Genomic DNA, 15,624 nt, shown 5'->3' on the forward strand with positions numbered 1-15,624 from the left:
CCGGCGCTACACTGCCCTCCACTGTAATTGCCCGGGGCGGGATGCGTGATACCTGGCTGGATCCTGCTGCTGGTTTCGGTCGGTTACGTCGGGCTGCTGTTCGGCGTGGCCTGGCTGGGCGACCGCAAGCCGCTGTATCCGGGGCGCGACTGGCTGCGGCCCGTGGTCTATGCGCTGGCCCTGGCGGTCTACTGCTCGTCGTGGACCTTCTACGGCGCGGTGGGCACCGCGGCGAAGTCCGGCCCGGGCTTCCTGCCGATCTACCTCGGGCCGATCCTGCTGTTCCTGTTCGGCTGGCGCATCCTCGAGCGGCTGGTGCTGGTGGCGCGCGAGCAGAGCACGGTCTCCATCGCCGACTTCCTGGCCGCGCGCTACGGCCGCGCGCAGAACATCGCGGCCATGGTCACGCTGATCGCGGTGATCGCGGCCATCCCCTACATCGCGCTGCAGTTCAAGGCGGTGGCGATGAGCATCGACGTGATGTCGGGCGTGCCGCTGGACCTGCAGCGCGCGCCCTGGGCCGATCCGGCGCTGTACGTGGCGCTGCTGCTGGCGCTGTTCGCGATCCTGTTCGGCACCCGCGAGATCGACGCCACCGAACACCACCACGGCATGATCCTGGCGGTGGCGCTGGAGTCGCTGGTGAAGCTGGTGGCCTTCGTGGCGGTGGGCGTGTTCGCGCTGGGCCACCTGCCCGGCAGCGAGGACCTTCTGACGCGCTTCCGCGCCGCGGCCAGCGACTTCGTCGCGCCCGGTATCCCGCAGGGTTTCGTCGCGCAGACGCTGCTGGCGTTCGCGGCCATTGTCTGCCTGCCGCGGCAGTTCCACGTGGCGGTGGTCGAATGCGGCGACGTGGCCGACGTGCGCAGCGCGCGCTGGCTGTTCACCGGCTACCTGGTGATCATCTGCGTGCTGGTACTGCCGATCACTGCGGCCGGGCAGTTCGTGCTGGCGGGCACCGGTGCCTCGCCGGATGCCTACGTGCTGGCGCTGCCGCTGGCGATGGACAACACGGCGCTGGCGCTGGCGGCCTACGTGGGCGGCTTCTCCGCCGCCACCGGCATGGTCATCGTGGCCTCGGTGGCCCTGGCCACGATGGTCAGCAACGACCTGGTGATGCCGCTGATCTGGCGCGGCAGCCTCACCGACCCCGACCAGCGCCATCACCTGGGCAAGCGCGTGCTGTGGGTGCGCCGCATCGCCATCGTCGCAATCGCGCTGCTGGCCTACGCGTATTACCGCGGCGCCGGCGAAGGCGGCAGCCTGGCGGCGTTCGGCCTGCTGGCCTTCGCGGCGGTGGGGCAGTTCGCGCCCGCGCTGATCGGCGGACTGTACTGGCGCGGCGCCAGCCGGCGCGGCGTGATGGCCGGCCTGGTGGCGGGTTTCGCGCTGTGGACCTACACACTGCTGCTGCCGACGCTGAGCCGCGCGGGCTGGCTGGACACCGCCTGGCTGGCGATGGGTCCGCTGGGCATCGCCTGGCTGCGGCCGGAAAGCCTATTCGGGCTGCAGGGCTGGGATGCGATCACGCACGGCACCTTCTGGTCGCTGCTGGTCAACATCGGCGCGCTGCTGGTGGTGTCGGCGCGCTTCCGGCCCAGCCTGGACGAACGCCTGCGCGCCACGCCCTTCCTGGATCCGTATGCGCAGCGGCCCAGCCTGGCCACCGGCGGCTGGCAGGGCAGCCTGAGCGCCGGCGACCTGCTGGCCTTGGCCTCGCGCATCGTCGGCGAGCGCCATGCGCGCCGCGCCTTCGCCGAACACTCGGCCGCGCAGGGCCGCGAGCTGGCCGCAACCGCGCTGGCCGACCGCGCGATGATCCAGTTCACCGAGCGCCTGCTGGCGGCATCGATCGGCGCGGCCTCGGCGCGTCTCACGCTCACCACGGCGCTGCGCGGCTCGGGCATGGAGCTGGGCGAAGTGATGTCGCTGCTGGACGAGGCCAGCCACGAGCTGCGCTTCAATCGCGAAATCCTCTCGGCCACCCTGGAGAACCTGTCGCAGGCGGTCAGCGTGGTGGACCGTGACCTGCGCCTGGTCGCCTGGAACCGGCGCTATCAGGAAATGTTCGAGTACCCCGACGGCATGCTGTACGTCGGGCGCCCCGTGGCCGACCTGATCCGCTACAACGCCGAGCGCGGCGAGCTGGGCGCGGGCGACATCGAGGCCCAGGTGGGCAAGCGGGTGTCCTACCTGCGCCAGGGGTCGCCGCACGTGTTCGAGCGGGTGCGCGCCAACGGCCAGGTGATAGAGATGCGCGGCCAGCCGCTGCCCGGCGGCGGCTACGTCACCACCTACAGCGACGTCACCGACTACAAGCAAGTGGAGCAGGCACTGCGCGATTCCAACGAGACCCTGGAGATGCGCGTGGAGCTGCGCACCCGCGAGGCCGCCGAGGCCAACCAGTCCAAGACGCGTTTCCTGGCGGCGATCAGCCACGACGTGCTGCAGCCGATCAATGCCGCGCGCCTGTTCACGTCGGCGCTGCGCGACAGCGAGGAAGGCCCCGAGCAGCACCGCCTGGCCGAGCGCGTGGACGCGTCGCTGCGGGATGCCGAGGAACTGCTGGACGGGCTGCTGGACATCTCGCGGCTCGACGCCGGATCGCTGCAGCCCGAGCTGTCGGTGTTCCGGCTGGATGAACTGCTGGCCAGCGTCGCGGCCCAGTATGCGCCGCTGGCCGCAGGCCGCGGCCTGAAGTTCCACGTGCACGCCAGCCGGCTGTCGGTGCACAGCGACCGCCGGCTGCTGCGGCGCGCGCTGCAGAATTTCGTTGCCAACGCCCTGCGCTACACCAAGCACGGGCGCGTGATCGTCGGCACGCGCCGCCGCCAGGGCGCCGTCGAGATCGAAGTCTGGGACAGCGGACCCGGCATTCCGCCGCACCACCTGGCGCAGATCTTCGAAGAGTTCCGCCGCTTCGACCAGCCCTCGCCCTGGGGTGAACGCGGCCTGGGCCTGGGCCTGTCCATCTGCCAGCGCGTGTCGCGCATGCTGGAACATCCCATCGGCGTGCGCTCGTGGCCCGGCCAGGGCAGCGTGTTCAGCATCCGCGTGCCGATCGCCAGCACGCCGGTGCTGGCCAAGCCCCCGCGGGCGCCGATGGCGCATCGCACCCTCGACGGGCTCAAGGTGCTTTGCCTGGACAACGACCGCGAGATCCTGGACGGCATGGACGCGCTGCTGTCGCGCTGGGGCGTGGCCGTGCGCGTCGCCGAAACCGTCGCCGCGGCGCTGGACCTGGCGCAACGCGAACGTCCCGACGTGATCCTGGCCGACTACCACCTTCACGATGAATTCAACGGCCTGGAGGCGCTCGTCGCCTTGCGCCAGGCCTGCGGTGCGCATACGCCGGCGGTGCTGGTGACGGCCGATGGCAGCGACACGCTCAAGCGCGTGGCCCGCGACCTGGGCATCCCGGTGCTGACCAAGCCGGTCAAGCCGGCCAGCCTGCGCGCCTTCCTGGCCGCACAGCAGCGGCGGGTGGGCGTGGGCGCCTAGCCCCGGGGTCCGCGCATCGCCGGACAGGGCGACGACCCGCGGCCAGGGTCGGCGGCAATGTGGGACGATGGGGCCCCCGCAACTGCCCTCCGATCGCCATGCCGCTCACCGTCTACGGCCATCTGTTTTCCTCCTACACCCAGAAGGTGCTGGTCGCGCTCTATGAGAACGCAACGCCGTTCCAGTTCCATTCGGTCTTCCCGGACACGCCCGGGATCACGGACGAGTGGCTGCGCCGCTGGCCCCTGCGCAAGTTCCCGCTGCTGGTCGACGGCGACCGCCAGGTGGTCGAGACCACGATCATCATCGAGTACCTGCAGCTCGCGCACCCCGGGCCGGTGCGGCTGATTCCCCCGGATCCCATGGCGGCGCTCGAGGTCCGCTTCCTCGACCGGTTCTTCGACCTGCACGTGATGGATGCGGCGCAGCATGCGGTGGACGGCGCGCTGACCGGTGACCCCGTGAAGCAGCGCGACGGCCTGGCGAAGTCGGTGGAAAAACTCGACCGCGCCTACGCCGGGCTGGAAACCGCGCTGGCCGGCCGTACCTGGGCCGCGGGCGAGGACTACACGCTGGCCGACTGCGCGGCCTCGCCCTCCCTGTTCTACGCCGACTGGGTGCATCGCATCCCGGACCAGTACCCGGCGCTGCGCGCGTATCGGGCCCGCCTGCTGGCGCGGCCCTCGTTCGCGAAAGCGGTGGACGATGCGCGCTACTTCCGGCCCTACTTCCCGCTGGGTGCGCCGGACCGGGATTGAGGGCAGCGGCCTGCTGCGCCGGCCGGGCGGATCAGTCGGCCGCGATCGCGGCGTCGGGATCCAGCGCCAGCCGGCCCGCCAGCAGCACGGCCTGGGTGCGGTTGTTGGCGCCCAGCTTGCGCAGGATCGCGGTCATGTGCGCTTTCACCGTGGCCTCGGACACGCCCAGCGCGTGCGCGATCTGCTTGTTGAGCAGGCCGCTGCCCAGCATGCCCAGCACGCGGAACTGCTGCGGGGTGAGTTCGCGGATGCGCGCGGCGATGTGCGCTTCCTCGGGGGCCAGCCCTTCGCCGTGCTCGGCCTGCGGCGGCGACCAGTGGCCGCCGTCCAGCACCGCCGCGATGGCGGCGCGGATGGTGGCGGGGTCGGAGGACTTGGGAATGAAGCCGGCGGCACCATGCTCCAGGGCGCGCCGGACCACGCCCGCTTCTTCGCGCGCCGACACCACGATGACGGGCAGCTGCGGCTGCGCGGCGCGCAGGTGCACCAGCGCGCTGAAGCCGTGCGCGCCGGGCATGTTGAGGTCGAGCAACAGCAGGTCGGCTTCCGGGTGCGCCTCGGCGCTGGCGAACAGCGAGTCGGCGTTTTCGGATTCGACCAGCCGCGCCTGCGGCAGCAGCTTCTCCACCGCCCCCTTCAGCGCTTCGCGGAACAGCGGGTGGTCGTCGGCCACCAGGATGGTCGGCGCCCCGGCGTTCATGCTCAGCGCGCCTGCCGCTCGCGCACCAGGCTGTCCACCACGCCCGGGTCGGCCAGGGTCGAGGTATCGCCGAGACCGGCGCGGTCCACGCCTTCGGGGCCCGCTTCGGCGATCTTGCGCAGGATGCGGCGCATGATCTTGCCGCTGCGGGTCTTGGGCAGGCCCGGTGCCCACTGCAGCCAGTCGGGCGCGGCGATCGGGCCGATGTCCTTGCGCACGTGCGCCACCAGGTCCTTGCGTAGCTGCTCGGTGGGCTCGATGCCGGCCTTGAGCGTCACGTAGGCGTAGATGCCCTGTCCCTTGATGTCGTGCGGCGCGCCAACCACGGCGGCCTCGGCCACCGCCGGGTGCCCGACCAGCGCGCTCTCCACTTCGGCCGTGCCCATGCGGTGGCCCGAGACGTTGATGACGTCGTCCACGCGGCCGGTGATCCAGTAGTAGCCGTCGGCATCGCGGCGGCAGCCGTCGCCGGTGAAGTACTTGCCCGGATAGGTCCTGAAATAGGTGTCGATGAAGCGCTGGTGGTCGCCGTAGACGGTGCGCATCTGGCCCGGCCAGGAGTCGAGCAGCACCAGGTTGCCTTCGGTGGCGCCTTCGAGCGTGCGGCCTTCCGCATCCACCAGCGCCGGCTGCACGCCGAAGAAGGGCACCGAGGCCGAGCCCGGCTTCATCGGGATGGCACCGGGCAGCGGCGAGATCAGGATGCCGCCGGTTTCGGTCTGCCACCAGGTATCCACGATCGGCACGCGGCCGTCGCCGACCACGCGGTGGTACCACTCCCAGGCCTCTGGGTTGATCGGCTCGCCGACCGTGCCCAGCAGGCGCAGGCTCTTGCGCGCGCTGCGCTGCACCGGCGCGTCGCCCTCGCGCATCAGCGCGCGGATGGCGGTGGGCGCGGTGTAGAAGATGGTGACCTGATGCTTGTCCACGGCGTCCCAGAAGCGCCCGGTGTCAGGGTAGCTGGGGATGCCCTCGAACATCACCGTGGTGGCGCCGTTGGCCAGCGGCCCGTACACCACGTAGCTGTGCCCCGTGACCCAGCCCACGTCGGCGGTGCACCAGAACACGTCGTCGGGCTTGAGGTCGAACACGCACTCGTGCGTGTACGAAGCCCAGGTGAGGTAGCCGCCGCTGGTGTGCAGCACGCCCTTGGGCTTGCCGGTGCTGCCGGAGGTGTAGAGGATGAACAGCGGGTCTTCGGCGTCCATGGCGGCCGCTTCGTGCGTGGCCGGCTGCGGATCCACCACGGCGTCGTACCAGCGGTCGCGCGGCATCTGCATCGGCACGCCGGCACCGGTGTGGCGCACCACCAGCACGGTTTCAACCGAATTCGTGCCGGGCCGGCGCAGGGCTTCGTCCACATTGGCCTTCAGCGGGATGGTCTTGCCGCCGCGCAGGCCTTCATCGGCGGTGATGACCAGCTTGCTGGCGCAGTCGGCGATGCGGTTGGCGATGGAGTCGGGCGAGAAGCCGCCGAACACCACCGAGTGGATCGCGCCGATGCGCGCACAGGCCAGCATCGCCACCGCGGCCTCCGGAATCATCGGCAGGTACAGCGTGATGCGGTCGCCCTTGACCACGCCCAGCGCGGTGAGGGCGTTGGCCAGGCGGCAGACCATGGCGTGCAGCTCGCGGTAGCTGATGCGCCGCGAGGGCGTGGCCGGATCGTCGGCTTCCCAGACGATGGCGGTCTTGTCGCCGCGCTCGGCGAGGTGACGATCAAGACAGTTCACGCTGACGTTGAGCTGGCCGTCGGCGTACCAGCGCACACGGAAGTCATCGGCGTCGAAGCAGGTGTCCTTGACCTGGGTGTAGGGCCGCGACCACGCCAGGCGTCGTCCCACGTCGCCCCAGAAGCGCTCTGGATCGGCCAGCGCCGCGGCGTACAGGCGATCGTAGTCGGCGCGCCGGATCGCGGCGGCGGCCTCGAAATCGGCGGGGACGGGAAGGATACGTTCGGACATGGGAGCTCCTGCGGGCATGGTTCACGCGCCTGCCGCAAGAGTAACCGGATTGCGCGTGCGGCTGGCGCCGGCGGCGGCCTGCGCGGCTTAGACCATCGTCTAACGACCAATGGCGAATGGTGGACGCCGTCGTCGCGCCACAGACTCCAGCGGCCATCGTGGCAACGTTCCGAATTCCGGGAGGGGAAGGATGAACCGACAGACGCACACAGCCCGCAAACGGCTGAGCTTGGCCCTGGTGATTGCCCTTGCGGCGCCCGGGCTCGCCCTGGCGCAGGACGCCAGCCCGCAATCCATGGAAGCCCGCATCGCCCAGCTCGAGCAGCTGGTGCAGGGCCTGAAGTCGGAACTGGAGGCGCAGAAGGCGGCGATGGCCGCGCAGCCGCCGGCGCCGGCACCGCTGCCGGCCGGCACCCAGCCGATCCAGGCCAGCACGATCAGTCCGGCGGCGAACCCGGGCACGAAGTTCAGCTACGGCGGCTTCATCAAGCTCGACGCCATGGTCACCGACACCAGCGACGGCGAGATCGCCGACGGCAGCGCGGGCCGCCTGTTCTACCTGCCCAGCGCCACGCCGGTCGGCGGCGCCGACGAGGACAGTGCGGACCTGGACATGCACGCGCAGTTCTCGCGCTTCTGGTTCAGCGCCGACACCGAGGTCAATGGCAAGAAGGTGAAGGGCTATATCGAGGCCGACCTGTTCGGCAACGCCAACGGCAACGAGCAGTCCACCAACACCTACGGCCTGACCATCCGGCATGCCTACGTGAGCTGGGACAAGTGGCTGGCCGGCCAGACCTGGTCCAACTTCCAGGACGTGGCCGCGCTGCCCGATGCGGTGGACTTCGTGGGCCCGACCGAAGGCACCATCTTCGTGCGCCAGGCCCAGCTGCGCTACACGAACGGTCCGTGGTCGGTGTCGCTGGAGAACCCCGAGACCACCGTGTCGCCCTTCCTGGCGGGCGCGCGCATCAGCAGCGACGACAACAGCGTGCCCGACGCCACCCTGCGCTACCTGCACAAGGCCGACTGGGGCCACTTCACCGTGGCCGGGCTGGCGCGGCAGCTGCGCTACGAGACCGCCACCACCAGCGAAAGCGACACCGGCTTCGCGATCAGCGTGTCGGGCAAGTGGAACCTGGGCGCCAACGACGACCTGCGCTACATGGTCAGCACCGGCAGCGGCATCGGCCGCTACCTGGGCTTCGGCCTGGGCAGCGACGCGATGCAGGAAGCCGACGGCTCGCTGGATGCGCTCGACGGCTACGGCTACTTCGTGGCCTGGCGCCACGCCTTCAACCCCAAGCTGCGCGGCAACCTGTTCTATTCGGCGGCCAGCTTCGACAACGACATCGGCCTGACCGGCGGCGGCGTGACCAAGTCGGCCAGCTCCCTGCACGCCAACCTGATCTATTCGCCCCTGCCGAAGATCGACATCGGCGCCGAGCTGATCTACGGCGACCGCGAGATCGAAAGCGGGCTCGACGGCGATCTCCGCCGCCTGCACCTGCACGTGAAATACAACTTCTGACCGGGGACTAGACCATGGCAACCGCAACGCACGACATCAACGGCAAGCCGTTGACCGCCGGCCACAAGAAGGTGATCTTCGCCTCCAGCCTGGGCACGGTGTTCGAGTGGTACGACTTCTACCTGTACGGGTCGCTGGCGGCCATCATCGCCGCGCAGTTCTTCAGCGGCGTCAACGAGACCACCGGCTTCATCTTTGCCCTGCTGGCCTTCGCGGCCGGCTTCGCGGTGCGTCCCTTCGGCGCGATCGTGTTCGGCCGCATCGGCGACATGATCGGGCGCAAGTACACGTTCCTGGTCACCATCGTCATCATGGGCGTGTCGACCTTCCTGGTCGGCATCCTGCCCAGCTACGGCAGCATCGGCATCGCGGCCCCGATCATCCTGATCGTGCTGCGGCTGCTGCAGGGCCTGGCCCTGGGCGGCGAATACGGCGGCGCAGCGACCTACGTGGCGGAACACGCGCCGCGGGGCAAGCGCGGGCTGTACACCAGCTTCATCCAGACCACGGCCACCATCGGCCTGCTGCTGTCGCTGGTGGTAATCCTTACCGTGCGCGAGACCATCGGCGTCGAAGCCTTTGCGGACTGGGGCTGGCGCATCCCGTTCCTGCTGTCGATCGTGCTGCTGGGCATCTCGGTGTGGATCCGCATGCAGCTGTCGGAGTCGCCGCTGTTCCAGGAGATGAAGGAGAACGGCACGCTGTCCAAGGCGCCGATCACCGAGAGCTTCTTCTCCAAGAACGGCAAGATCGTGCTGCTGGCCCTGCTGGGCGCCACGGCCGGGCAGGCGGTGGTGTGGTACGCGGGCCAGTTCTACGCCATGTACTTCCTCACCCAGTCGCTGAAGGTGGACAGCACGATCACCTGGATGCTGATCGGCGGCGCGCTGATGATCGGCACGCCCTTCTTCATCTTCTTCGGCTGGCTGTCGGACAAGATCGGCCGCAAGCCGATCGTGATGGCGGGCTGCCTGATCGCGGCGCTGACCTATTTCCCGCTGTTCAAGGCGCTGACGCACTACGCGAACCCGGCGATCGGCGAGGCCACCATCTCGGCGCCGGCCACCGTCACGGCGGACCCGGACACCTGCAGCTTCCAGTTCGATCCGATCGGCAAGAAGAAGTTCAACAGCTCCTGCGACATCGCCGCGGCGGCACTGCTGAAATCCGGCGTGCCCTACACGGTGAAGGAAGCGCCGGCCGGCACGCTGGCCGTCGTCAACGTCGGCGATGTGAGCATCCAGGGCTACGAGGGAGACGGACCCGACGCCGCCGCACAGGGCACGCGGTTCTCGGGCGAGCTCAAGACGGTGCTGGCCGAGGCCGGCTACCCGGCCACCGCGGATCCGGCACGCATCAACAAACCCATGGTGCTGGCCATCCTGACCTTGCTGGTGATCTACGTGACCATGGTCTACGGGCCGATCGCGGCCTGGCTGGTGGAGCTGTTCCCGACACGGATCCGCTACACGTCCATGTCGCTGCCCTACCACATCGGCAACGGCTGGTTCGGCGGCTTCCTGCCGACCATCTCGTTCGCGCTGGTCGCGGCCACCGGCAACATCTACTACGGGCTGTGGTACCCGATCGGCATCGCGCTGATGACCTTCGTCATCGGCTCGCTCTTCCTGCGCGAAACCAAGGACGTGGACATCCGCGAGTAGTCCCTCCCTCCCCGCCGGGCTCCGTGCCCGGCCGTTCCAGGGCCGGCGTCCTCGGACGTCGGCCCTCTTTTTTGGCGGCCGCCTTGCCGCGCTCACGCCGGGGCGTCACCCGCTCAGTCGCGGTCGGGCGGCCGCGCGCCACGGCGCGGCAGCACGCCCTGCAGGTTCCGGTGGGCAAGACCCTGGGCGACGTCCTCCGGCAGCGCGTCGAGGAACGGGGTGAACGCCTCGAGCTTATCCGCCGCGCCGTCGAAGTGCCCGACGTGGTCGGAACCGAGCAGGAAGCGCGTGGGATATTTCCCGACCAGCGCCAGCCATTCGGCGTCGGGCTTGCCGTCCTTGTCGAGCAGGTAGGGCTCGAGCACGGTCCACGACAGGTCGATCCAGAGGTTCTCGTGTTCGCGCAGCAGGCGCGAGAGCGTCTCGTGCAGGAAGTCGAGCTCGCCCTGGGTGCGGTGGATCTCGGCGCTGGTGCCGGCGTGGGCCCAGATGAAGCGGGTGTCCGGATGCCTGGACAGCGCCTGCTGCAGCTCTTCCAGGTACAGCGGCTCGCGTTCGCGCACCGAGGTGAGGTTGGAGTGCAGCAGCACCGGCAGGTCGTGCTTCGCGGCCAGCGCGTACACCCGCATCATCGCCTCGTTGTTGGCGCGCGGCACGTCGCCCTGGATCAGGGCGGTGAGGTCGTCGTGCCGGGTCAGCACTTCGCCGATGCCCTGCCAGAGGCCCGGGTACAGGCGGATCATGCCTTCGATGTGGGTGGTGGCGTTCTTGTCGGCGGGATTGAAGCCGGAGAGAAAGGGGTGGAAGCGCGCGCGCTGGTCTTCCGGCAGGGCCAGCACCGCCTCGGCAACGAAGGCATCGGTGGCGCTGTACCAGTAAAGCGGCGAGTCGTCGCCTTGGTAGTAGCGCGGGCGCTTGGGCGCATCCTCGTGCCACTTCTTCGCGACCGGCATGCCCATCAGCACGGCCGAGCGAACGCCGCCGGCGTCCATGCTGCGCAACAGCGCGGGCATGCCGTCGGTTTCCTGGAAGAAGTCCACGTAGTGCAGGTGGGCATCGGCCCAGGTGTAGTCGCGCGCGGACGCAAGGCCGGGCAGGGCCAGCAGCAGGGCCGTCAGGAGGGTGGGCAGTTTCATGCCGCGCACCTTATCGGCCACGGCTTAACACGGCCGTGAACGGCGCCCGGCGGCGGGTCCACGGCGCCGGGCCGCGGGTCCGCGCCGCCGCCCGGAGGCGACGGCGCGGCAGGCCCCTCAGCGATAGACGCCGAACTCGGCGCGGCACCCGTGGTCGACCCAGACCTGGTTGCGCTCGACGCCCCACGAGTAACCGTAGCGGCACTGCGACTTGCTCAGCTGGCGCACGATCTCGACGTGGCCACGGCCGCGGATGCTGCCGGCGGTGCAGCGGGTGTACTCGTCATCGCGCGACTCGCACTCGAAGGTGTAGTCGGGCGCACCCCAGTTGCCGGAGTGGTAGTCGTCGTCGTAGTAGCCGTCGTCGCGGTAGTCGTTGCGGTAGTCGTGGCGGTCCCGGTCCTTGTCGTGCGAGGCGATCGCGGCGCCCAGCAGGCCCAGCACCACGGCGCCGGCGACGATCTTGCCGGCATCGCTGCCGCCGCCGGACGAGGACGAGCCGCCGCCGCTGCCGACCCGGAACTCGGCGCGGCAGCCGCGCGTGACCCAGATGCGGTTGCGGTCGTAGCCCCAGGTGTCGCCCTGCCAGCAGCCCTGCGAGCTGAGCTGGCGCGACAGGCGCACGCCGCCGCGCGTGTCCACGCTGCAGCTGCGCCACTGGTTGTCCTGGGATTCGCAGCGCACGGTCTGGTCGGCCAGCGCGGAAGGGGCGTGCAGCAGGCCGAGGCCCAGGGCCACGGCGGCGATCATCGGAAGTCTGGCGTTCATCAGGCGTCCCCTGCTTTGGCGGCTTCGCGGGCCTTGCGGGCCGCGACGATCTCGGCGAGATCCATGTAGCCATCTCCGTTGCTGTCGTGGCTGGCGAAGGCGGCGTCGGACTGGGCGATGAAGTCGTCGCGGCTGATGTCGCCGCCGTCGGCGACCCCGTGCTCGTCGGCGCTGATCACGCCGTCGCCGTTGCGGTCGCGGCGCGCGAACAGGCGGGCGGTGAAGTTGCGGTACTCCTCGGCGTCGATGCGGCCGTCGCCGTTGCGGTCGTAGCGATGCAGGAACCGATTGCCCGGCGCCTCCGATACCTCGGCGGCCCAGGCGCCTGACGCGGCCAGCAGGCCGGCCAGCAGCACGATGGTTTTCATGGTCACTCCCCTGGGCGGCATGCCCGCGCCCATCATGAAACCCGGCCGTTAAAACCCCGTGAAGCCGGGGTTTACCAGTCCGTGGGGCGGTAATCCTTCAGGAACTGGCCCCAGACGTGCCGGCCGGTGTTGATGCCGTCGATGATCGGGTCGACGATGCGCGCCGCGCCGTCCACGATGTCCAGCGGCGGATGGAAGCGCTCCTCGCGGGTCTTGCGCGCCGCGATCTCGACCGGATCCTCGTCGGTGATCCAGCCGGTGTCCACCGAGTTCATGTGGATGCCGTCGCCGTGGTAATCGGCGGCCGAGGTGCGCGTCATCATGTTCAGCGCGGCCTTGGCCATGTTGGTGTGCGGGTGCCGGGTGGTCTTGAAGTTGCGGTAGAACTGCCCCTCCATCGCCGACACGTTGACGATGTGCTTGTCCCGTTCCGGCGTGCGCAGCATCAGCGGCTTCAGGCGCGCGTTGAGGATGAAGGGTGCCACGGCGTTCACCAGCTGAACTTCGAGCAGCTCGACGGCGGGCACTTCGTGCAGCAGCAGGCGCCAGGAGTTGCGGCCGCGCAGGTCGATCTGCTGCAGGTCCTGGTCGAGCTGGCCGTCGGGGAACAGGTGCTTCTGGCCCAGCAGTTCCTCGGCCAGCAGGGGCACCTGCGAGAGTTCGGCCGCCCGCGTGATGCCCGGCGCCGCCAGCCCGGTCACCAGGGTCTGGCCGCCGGGCAGGATGTCGCCGGCGCGCACGCCTTCGTAGCTGCCCAGCAGCTTGCGCACGTGCTCGGGCATGTCGGCGTGGGCGGCGGTCTCGCCGGCCATCATGTGCGCATAGAACTCCGGCGGGCGGCGTACGGTCTGGCAGGCGTTGTTGACGATGAAATCGAGCCGGTCGTGGGTCTGCAGCAGCTGCTGGCAGAAGGCCTCGACGCTGGGCGTGTGCCGCAGGTCCAGGCCGAACACTTCCAGGTTGTGGCCCCAGTCGCCGAAGTCCGGCTCCTGCGCGTAGCGCGCCGCCGAGTCGCGCGGAAAACGCGTGGTGACGATCAGGCGGGCGCCGGCGCGCAGCAGCTTCAGCCCGGCCTGGTAGCCGATCTTGACGCGACCGCCGGTGAGCAGGGCCACGCGCCCGCGCAGGTCGGCGGTCTCGGTGCGCTTGTGGAAATTGAACTCGGCGCAGTCCGGGCACATCTGGTCGTAGAAGTGGTGGATGCGGGTGTACTTGAGCTTGCAGACGTAGCAGTGCTGCGGCTCGACCGACTCGCGGACCGGATCGTCGGTGATCGCATCGGCGGGTTTGGCCTGCGGCGGGAAGTAGTTGGGCGTGGTGAACACCGGCTTGCGGCGCAGCTCGCGGATGCCGGTGGCGTTGAGCACCGCATCGTCCTGCTGGTTCTTGAGCTGCACCTGCTCGCGCTTGCGCGCACGCCGCAGCTTGCGGTGGTGGATCGGGTCGGGGTTGTGGAAGCGGTGCACCGCGGCCTTCAGGCGCTTGCTGTCTTCCACGGGAAGCGTATCGAGCACGGCCTTGTCGGCCGCGACGGTTTCGAGCAGCTCGGCCGCCGCGCGCAGGCGTTCGAGCAGGGAGTCGGCGCCGGCGCTGGCGTCGGGCGGGGAAGTGGGCTTGGACATGGCTCGGGATCTTGGCGTGGCGGGCGGGGCCGCAGGCCGCCATTGTCCCAGACCGGCGGGCCCGGGGCGATCCGGCCTTTACATCGCTTGCTATTGCATCGTGCGCTATGTATATTCCCGGCCATGGCCACCCGACGCCCCGCCGCCCCGCCCTCCCCGCCGGTGCGCCTGCTGGACGAGCAGCTCTGCTTCGCGCTGTATTCCACCGGCCTGGCCATGGCCAAGGCCTACCGCAAGCCGCTGGCCGCGCTGGGCCTGACCTACCCGCAGTACCTGGTGCTGCTGGTGCTGTGGGCGCAGGACGAGCAGACGGTGTCGCAAATCGGCGAGAAGCTGTTCCTGGATTCGGCCACGCTGACGCCCCTGCTCAAGCGCATGCAGGCCGCGGGCCTGGTCAGCCGCACCCGCGGCCGGCAGGACGAACGCCAGGTGCTGATCGCGCTGGCGCCCGCCGGCCGCGCGCTGAAGTCCCGCATTCCGAAACTGCAGCACGGCATCTTCTGCGCCACCGGCTGCGACGCCGAGACGCTGCTGGCCACCAAGGCCCAGCTCGAAACCCTGCGCGCCAACCTGCTGGCCCAGGACTGATCCCCATCCATCCCGAACCGACCCACGAAGGAGACCCGCCATGTCCATCGAAAACGTGCTCTACCGCGCCACCGCCACCGCCACCGGTGGCCGCGAAGGCCGCGCCTCGTCGTCCGACGGCGCGCTTGACCTCAAGCTCAGCACCCCGCGCGAACTCGGCGGCGGCGGCGGCGACGGCACCAATCCCGAGCAGCTGTTCGCCGCGGGCTATTCGGCCTGTTTCATCGGCGCGATGAAAGTGGTGGCCGGCAAGATGAAGATCGCGCTGCCCGCGGACACGTCCATCACGGGCGTGGTCGGCATCGGCCCGATTCCGGCCGGTTTCGGCATCGAAGTGGAGCTGAAGATCTCGATCCCCGGCATGGACCGCGCGCAGGCGCAGCAGCTGGTGGAAACGGCCCACAAGGTGTGCCCTTACTCCAACGCCACGCGCGGCAACATCGACGTCACGCTGACCATCGTCTGAATGACATCGCCGCATCGCGCGACCGTGCGTTATGCCGGTCGCGCGATGCGATTCGCCCTAGCCGCGCCGTTAACGCTGGCGCGCCTAGACTCCTGTGCAAAGCACCAATCGGTGCGTGGACACAGGAGCAACACATGGAAAAGATTCCCGCTGGAACCTGGATCGTGGTCGCCGACGGCGCCGGCGCCCGCGTGTTCACCAATGTCGGCAACGAGCACAAGATCGCGCTGCGCCAGGACGACCATCTTTCCCAGGGCGACCTGGTCGAAGGCGGTGCTGGCGACGTTCCGCAGGAACAGACCGACGCGGAGCTGGGCGAAGCGGCGTTCTCGCGCCAGCTGGCCCACCGCATCAATGCGGCTGCGCTGAACAACAAGTTCGACCACATCGTGCTGATCGCCGATCCGCAGTCGCTGGGCCGCATGCGCCCGCTGCTGCACAAGGAAACCCAGTCACGCCTGGTCGGCGAACTGGCCAAGACCCTGACCAACGCGCCGCTGGAAGACATCGAGCGCGCGCTGCACTGAACGTCGCCGGCGGAGGGGCGCGTCCCGCCCC

Annotated in this window: 13 protein-coding genes; 7 read left to right on the forward strand and 6 right to left on the reverse strand. The window is 69.6% G+C overall.

Annotation, left to right across the window (positions count from 1 at the left end):
* Positions 1 to 45: 45 nt before the first annotated feature.
* Positions 46 to 3,501, forward strand: coding sequence for a NahK/ErcS family hybrid sensor histidine kinase/response regulator (locus ACOQFR_RS07385; protein WP_421380210.1), 3,456 nt, complete (start codon positions 46 to 48; stop codon positions 3,499 to 3,501).
* 98 nt (positions 3,502 to 3,599) lie between these two features.
* On the forward strand, positions 3,600 to 4,259 hold the full coding sequence (locus ACOQFR_RS07390) for a glutathione S-transferase family protein (protein ID WP_421380212.1): 660 nt from the start codon (positions 3,600 to 3,602) through the stop codon (positions 4,257 to 4,259).
* 31 nt (positions 4,260 to 4,290) lie between these two features.
* Here the strand turns inward: ACOQFR_RS07390 and ACOQFR_RS07395 are convergent, their stop codons facing one another.
* Both ACOQFR_RS07395 and acs read right to left on the reverse strand, forming a co-directional pair.
* Entirely contained in the window at positions 4,291 to 4,959 is a 669-nt protein-coding gene (locus tag ACOQFR_RS07395) for a response regulator transcription factor (protein ID WP_421380214.1), read from the reverse strand.
* 2 nt (positions 4,960 to 4,961) lie between these two features.
* Entirely contained in the window at positions 4,962 to 6,923 is a 1,962-nt protein-coding gene (gene acs, locus ACOQFR_RS07400; RefSeq protein WP_421380216.1) for an acetate--CoA ligase, read from the reverse strand.
* Positions 6,924 to 7,113: 190 nt separating this feature from the next.
* Here acs and ACOQFR_RS07405 point away from each other — a divergent pair, with 190 nt between their 5' ends.
* Both ACOQFR_RS07405 and ACOQFR_RS07410 read left to right on the forward strand, forming a co-directional pair.
* Positions 7,114 to 8,454, forward strand: a complete 1,341-nt coding sequence (locus tag ACOQFR_RS07405; protein WP_421380218.1) for a DcaP family trimeric outer membrane transporter — start codon at positions 7,114 to 7,116, stop codon at positions 8,452 to 8,454.
* A gap of 14 nt (positions 8,455 to 8,468) precedes the next feature.
* Positions 8,469 to 10,118 (forward strand): MFS transporter, encoded by a 1,650-nt coding sequence (locus ACOQFR_RS07410; protein ID WP_421380221.1) that lies wholly within the window; start codon positions 8,469 to 8,471, stop codon positions 10,116 to 10,118.
* 113 nt (positions 10,119 to 10,231) lie between these two features.
* Here ACOQFR_RS07410 and ACOQFR_RS07415 read toward each other — a convergent pair whose 3' ends face one another.
* The 4 genes from ACOQFR_RS07415 to ACOQFR_RS07430 all read right to left on the reverse strand — a co-directional run bounded on the left by ACOQFR_RS07415 (position 10,232) and on the right by ACOQFR_RS07430 (position 14,012).
* On the reverse strand, positions 10,232 to 11,254 hold the full coding sequence (locus tag ACOQFR_RS07415) for an amidohydrolase family protein (protein WP_421380224.1): 1,023 nt from the start codon (positions 11,252 to 11,254) through the stop codon (positions 10,232 to 10,234).
* A 117-nt stretch (positions 11,255 to 11,371) separates the two neighbouring features.
* Complete coding sequence (locus ACOQFR_RS07420; RefSeq protein WP_421380227.1) at positions 11,372 to 12,022, reverse strand: DUF3011 domain-containing protein; 651 nt, start codon at positions 12,020 to 12,022, stop codon at positions 11,372 to 11,374.
* On the reverse strand, positions 12,022 to 12,390 hold the full coding sequence (locus ACOQFR_RS07425) for a hypothetical protein (protein ID WP_421380230.1): 369 nt from the start codon (positions 12,388 to 12,390) through the stop codon (positions 12,022 to 12,024). Before ACOQFR_RS07425 ends, ACOQFR_RS07420 begins: the two co-directional genes overlap by 1 nt.
* Before the next feature lie 71 nt (positions 12,391 to 12,461).
* Complete coding sequence (locus ACOQFR_RS07430; protein ID WP_421380233.1) at positions 12,462 to 14,012, reverse strand: SDR family NAD(P)-dependent oxidoreductase; 1,551 nt, start codon at positions 14,010 to 14,012, stop codon at positions 12,462 to 12,464.
* 123 nt (positions 14,013 to 14,135) lie between these two features.
* Here ACOQFR_RS07430 and ACOQFR_RS07435 point away from each other — a divergent pair, with 123 nt between their 5' ends.
* The 3 genes from ACOQFR_RS07435 to ACOQFR_RS07445 all read left to right on the forward strand — a co-directional run bounded on the left by ACOQFR_RS07435 (position 14,136) and on the right by ACOQFR_RS07445 (position 15,593).
* On the forward strand, positions 14,136 to 14,600 hold the full coding sequence (locus ACOQFR_RS07435; RefSeq protein WP_421380237.1) for a MarR family winged helix-turn-helix transcriptional regulator: 465 nt from the start codon (positions 14,136 to 14,138) through the stop codon (positions 14,598 to 14,600).
* 40 nt (positions 14,601 to 14,640) lie between these two features.
* Positions 14,641 to 15,066 (forward strand): organic hydroperoxide resistance protein, encoded by a 426-nt coding sequence (locus tag ACOQFR_RS07440; protein WP_421380240.1) that lies wholly within the window; start codon positions 14,641 to 14,643, stop codon positions 15,064 to 15,066.
* A gap of 134 nt (positions 15,067 to 15,200) precedes the next feature.
* Entirely contained in the window at positions 15,201 to 15,593 is a 393-nt protein-coding gene (locus tag ACOQFR_RS07445) for a host attachment family protein (RefSeq protein WP_421380243.1), read from the forward strand.
* Positions 15,594 to 15,624: the final 31 nt, after the last annotated feature.

The organism is Arenimonas sp. MALMAid1274 (assembly GCF_049195245.1).
Taxonomy (GTDB): domain Bacteria; phylum Pseudomonadota; class Gammaproteobacteria; order Xanthomonadales; family Xanthomonadaceae; genus Arenimonas.

What these genes read in the sequence shown, in the direction of transcription:
- ACOQFR_RS07410 (WP_421380221.1), top strand. Translation starts at nt 8,469, where the DNA reads ATGGCAACCGCAACGCACGACATCAACGGCAAGCCGTTGACCGCCGGC.
- ACOQFR_RS07435 (WP_421380237.1), top strand. Translation starts at nt 14,136, where the DNA reads ATGGCCACCCGACGCCCCGCCGCCCCGCCCTCCCCGCCGGTGCGCCTG.
- ACOQFR_RS07390 (WP_421380212.1), top strand. Translation starts at nt 3,600, where the DNA reads ATGCCGCTCACCGTCTACGGCCATCTGTTTTCCTCCTACACCCAGAAG.
- ACOQFR_RS07445 (WP_421380243.1), top strand. Translation starts at nt 15,201, where the DNA reads ATGGAAAAGATTCCCGCTGGAACCTGGATCGTGGTCGCCGACGGCGCC.
- ACOQFR_RS07395 (WP_421380214.1), bottom strand. Translation starts at nt 4,959, where the DNA reads ATGAACGCCGGGGCGCCGACCATCCTGGTGGCCGACGACCACCCGCTG.
- acs (WP_421380216.1), bottom strand. Translation starts at nt 6,923, where the DNA reads ATGTCCGAACGTATCCTTCCCGTCCCCGCCGATTTCGAGGCCGCCGCC.
- ACOQFR_RS07405 (WP_421380218.1), top strand. Translation starts at nt 7,114, where the DNA reads ATGAACCGACAGACGCACACAGCCCGCAAACGGCTGAGCTTGGCCCTG.
- ACOQFR_RS07440 (WP_421380240.1), top strand. Translation starts at nt 14,641, where the DNA reads ATGTCCATCGAAAACGTGCTCTACCGCGCCACCGCCACCGCCACCGGT.
- ACOQFR_RS07425 (WP_421380230.1), bottom strand. Translation starts at nt 12,390, where the DNA reads ATGAAAACCATCGTGCTGCTGGCCGGCCTGCTGGCCGCGTCAGGCGCC.
- ACOQFR_RS07420 (WP_421380227.1), bottom strand. Translation starts at nt 12,022, where the DNA reads ATGAACGCCAGACTTCCGATGATCGCCGCCGTGGCCCTGGGCCTCGGC.
- ACOQFR_RS07430 (WP_421380233.1), bottom strand. Translation starts at nt 14,012, where the DNA reads ATGTCCAAGCCCACTTCCCCGCCCGACGCCAGCGCCGGCGCCGACTCC.
- ACOQFR_RS07415 (WP_421380224.1), bottom strand. Translation starts at nt 11,254, where the DNA reads ATGAAACTGCCCACCCTCCTGACGGCCCTGCTGCTGGCCCTGCCCGGC.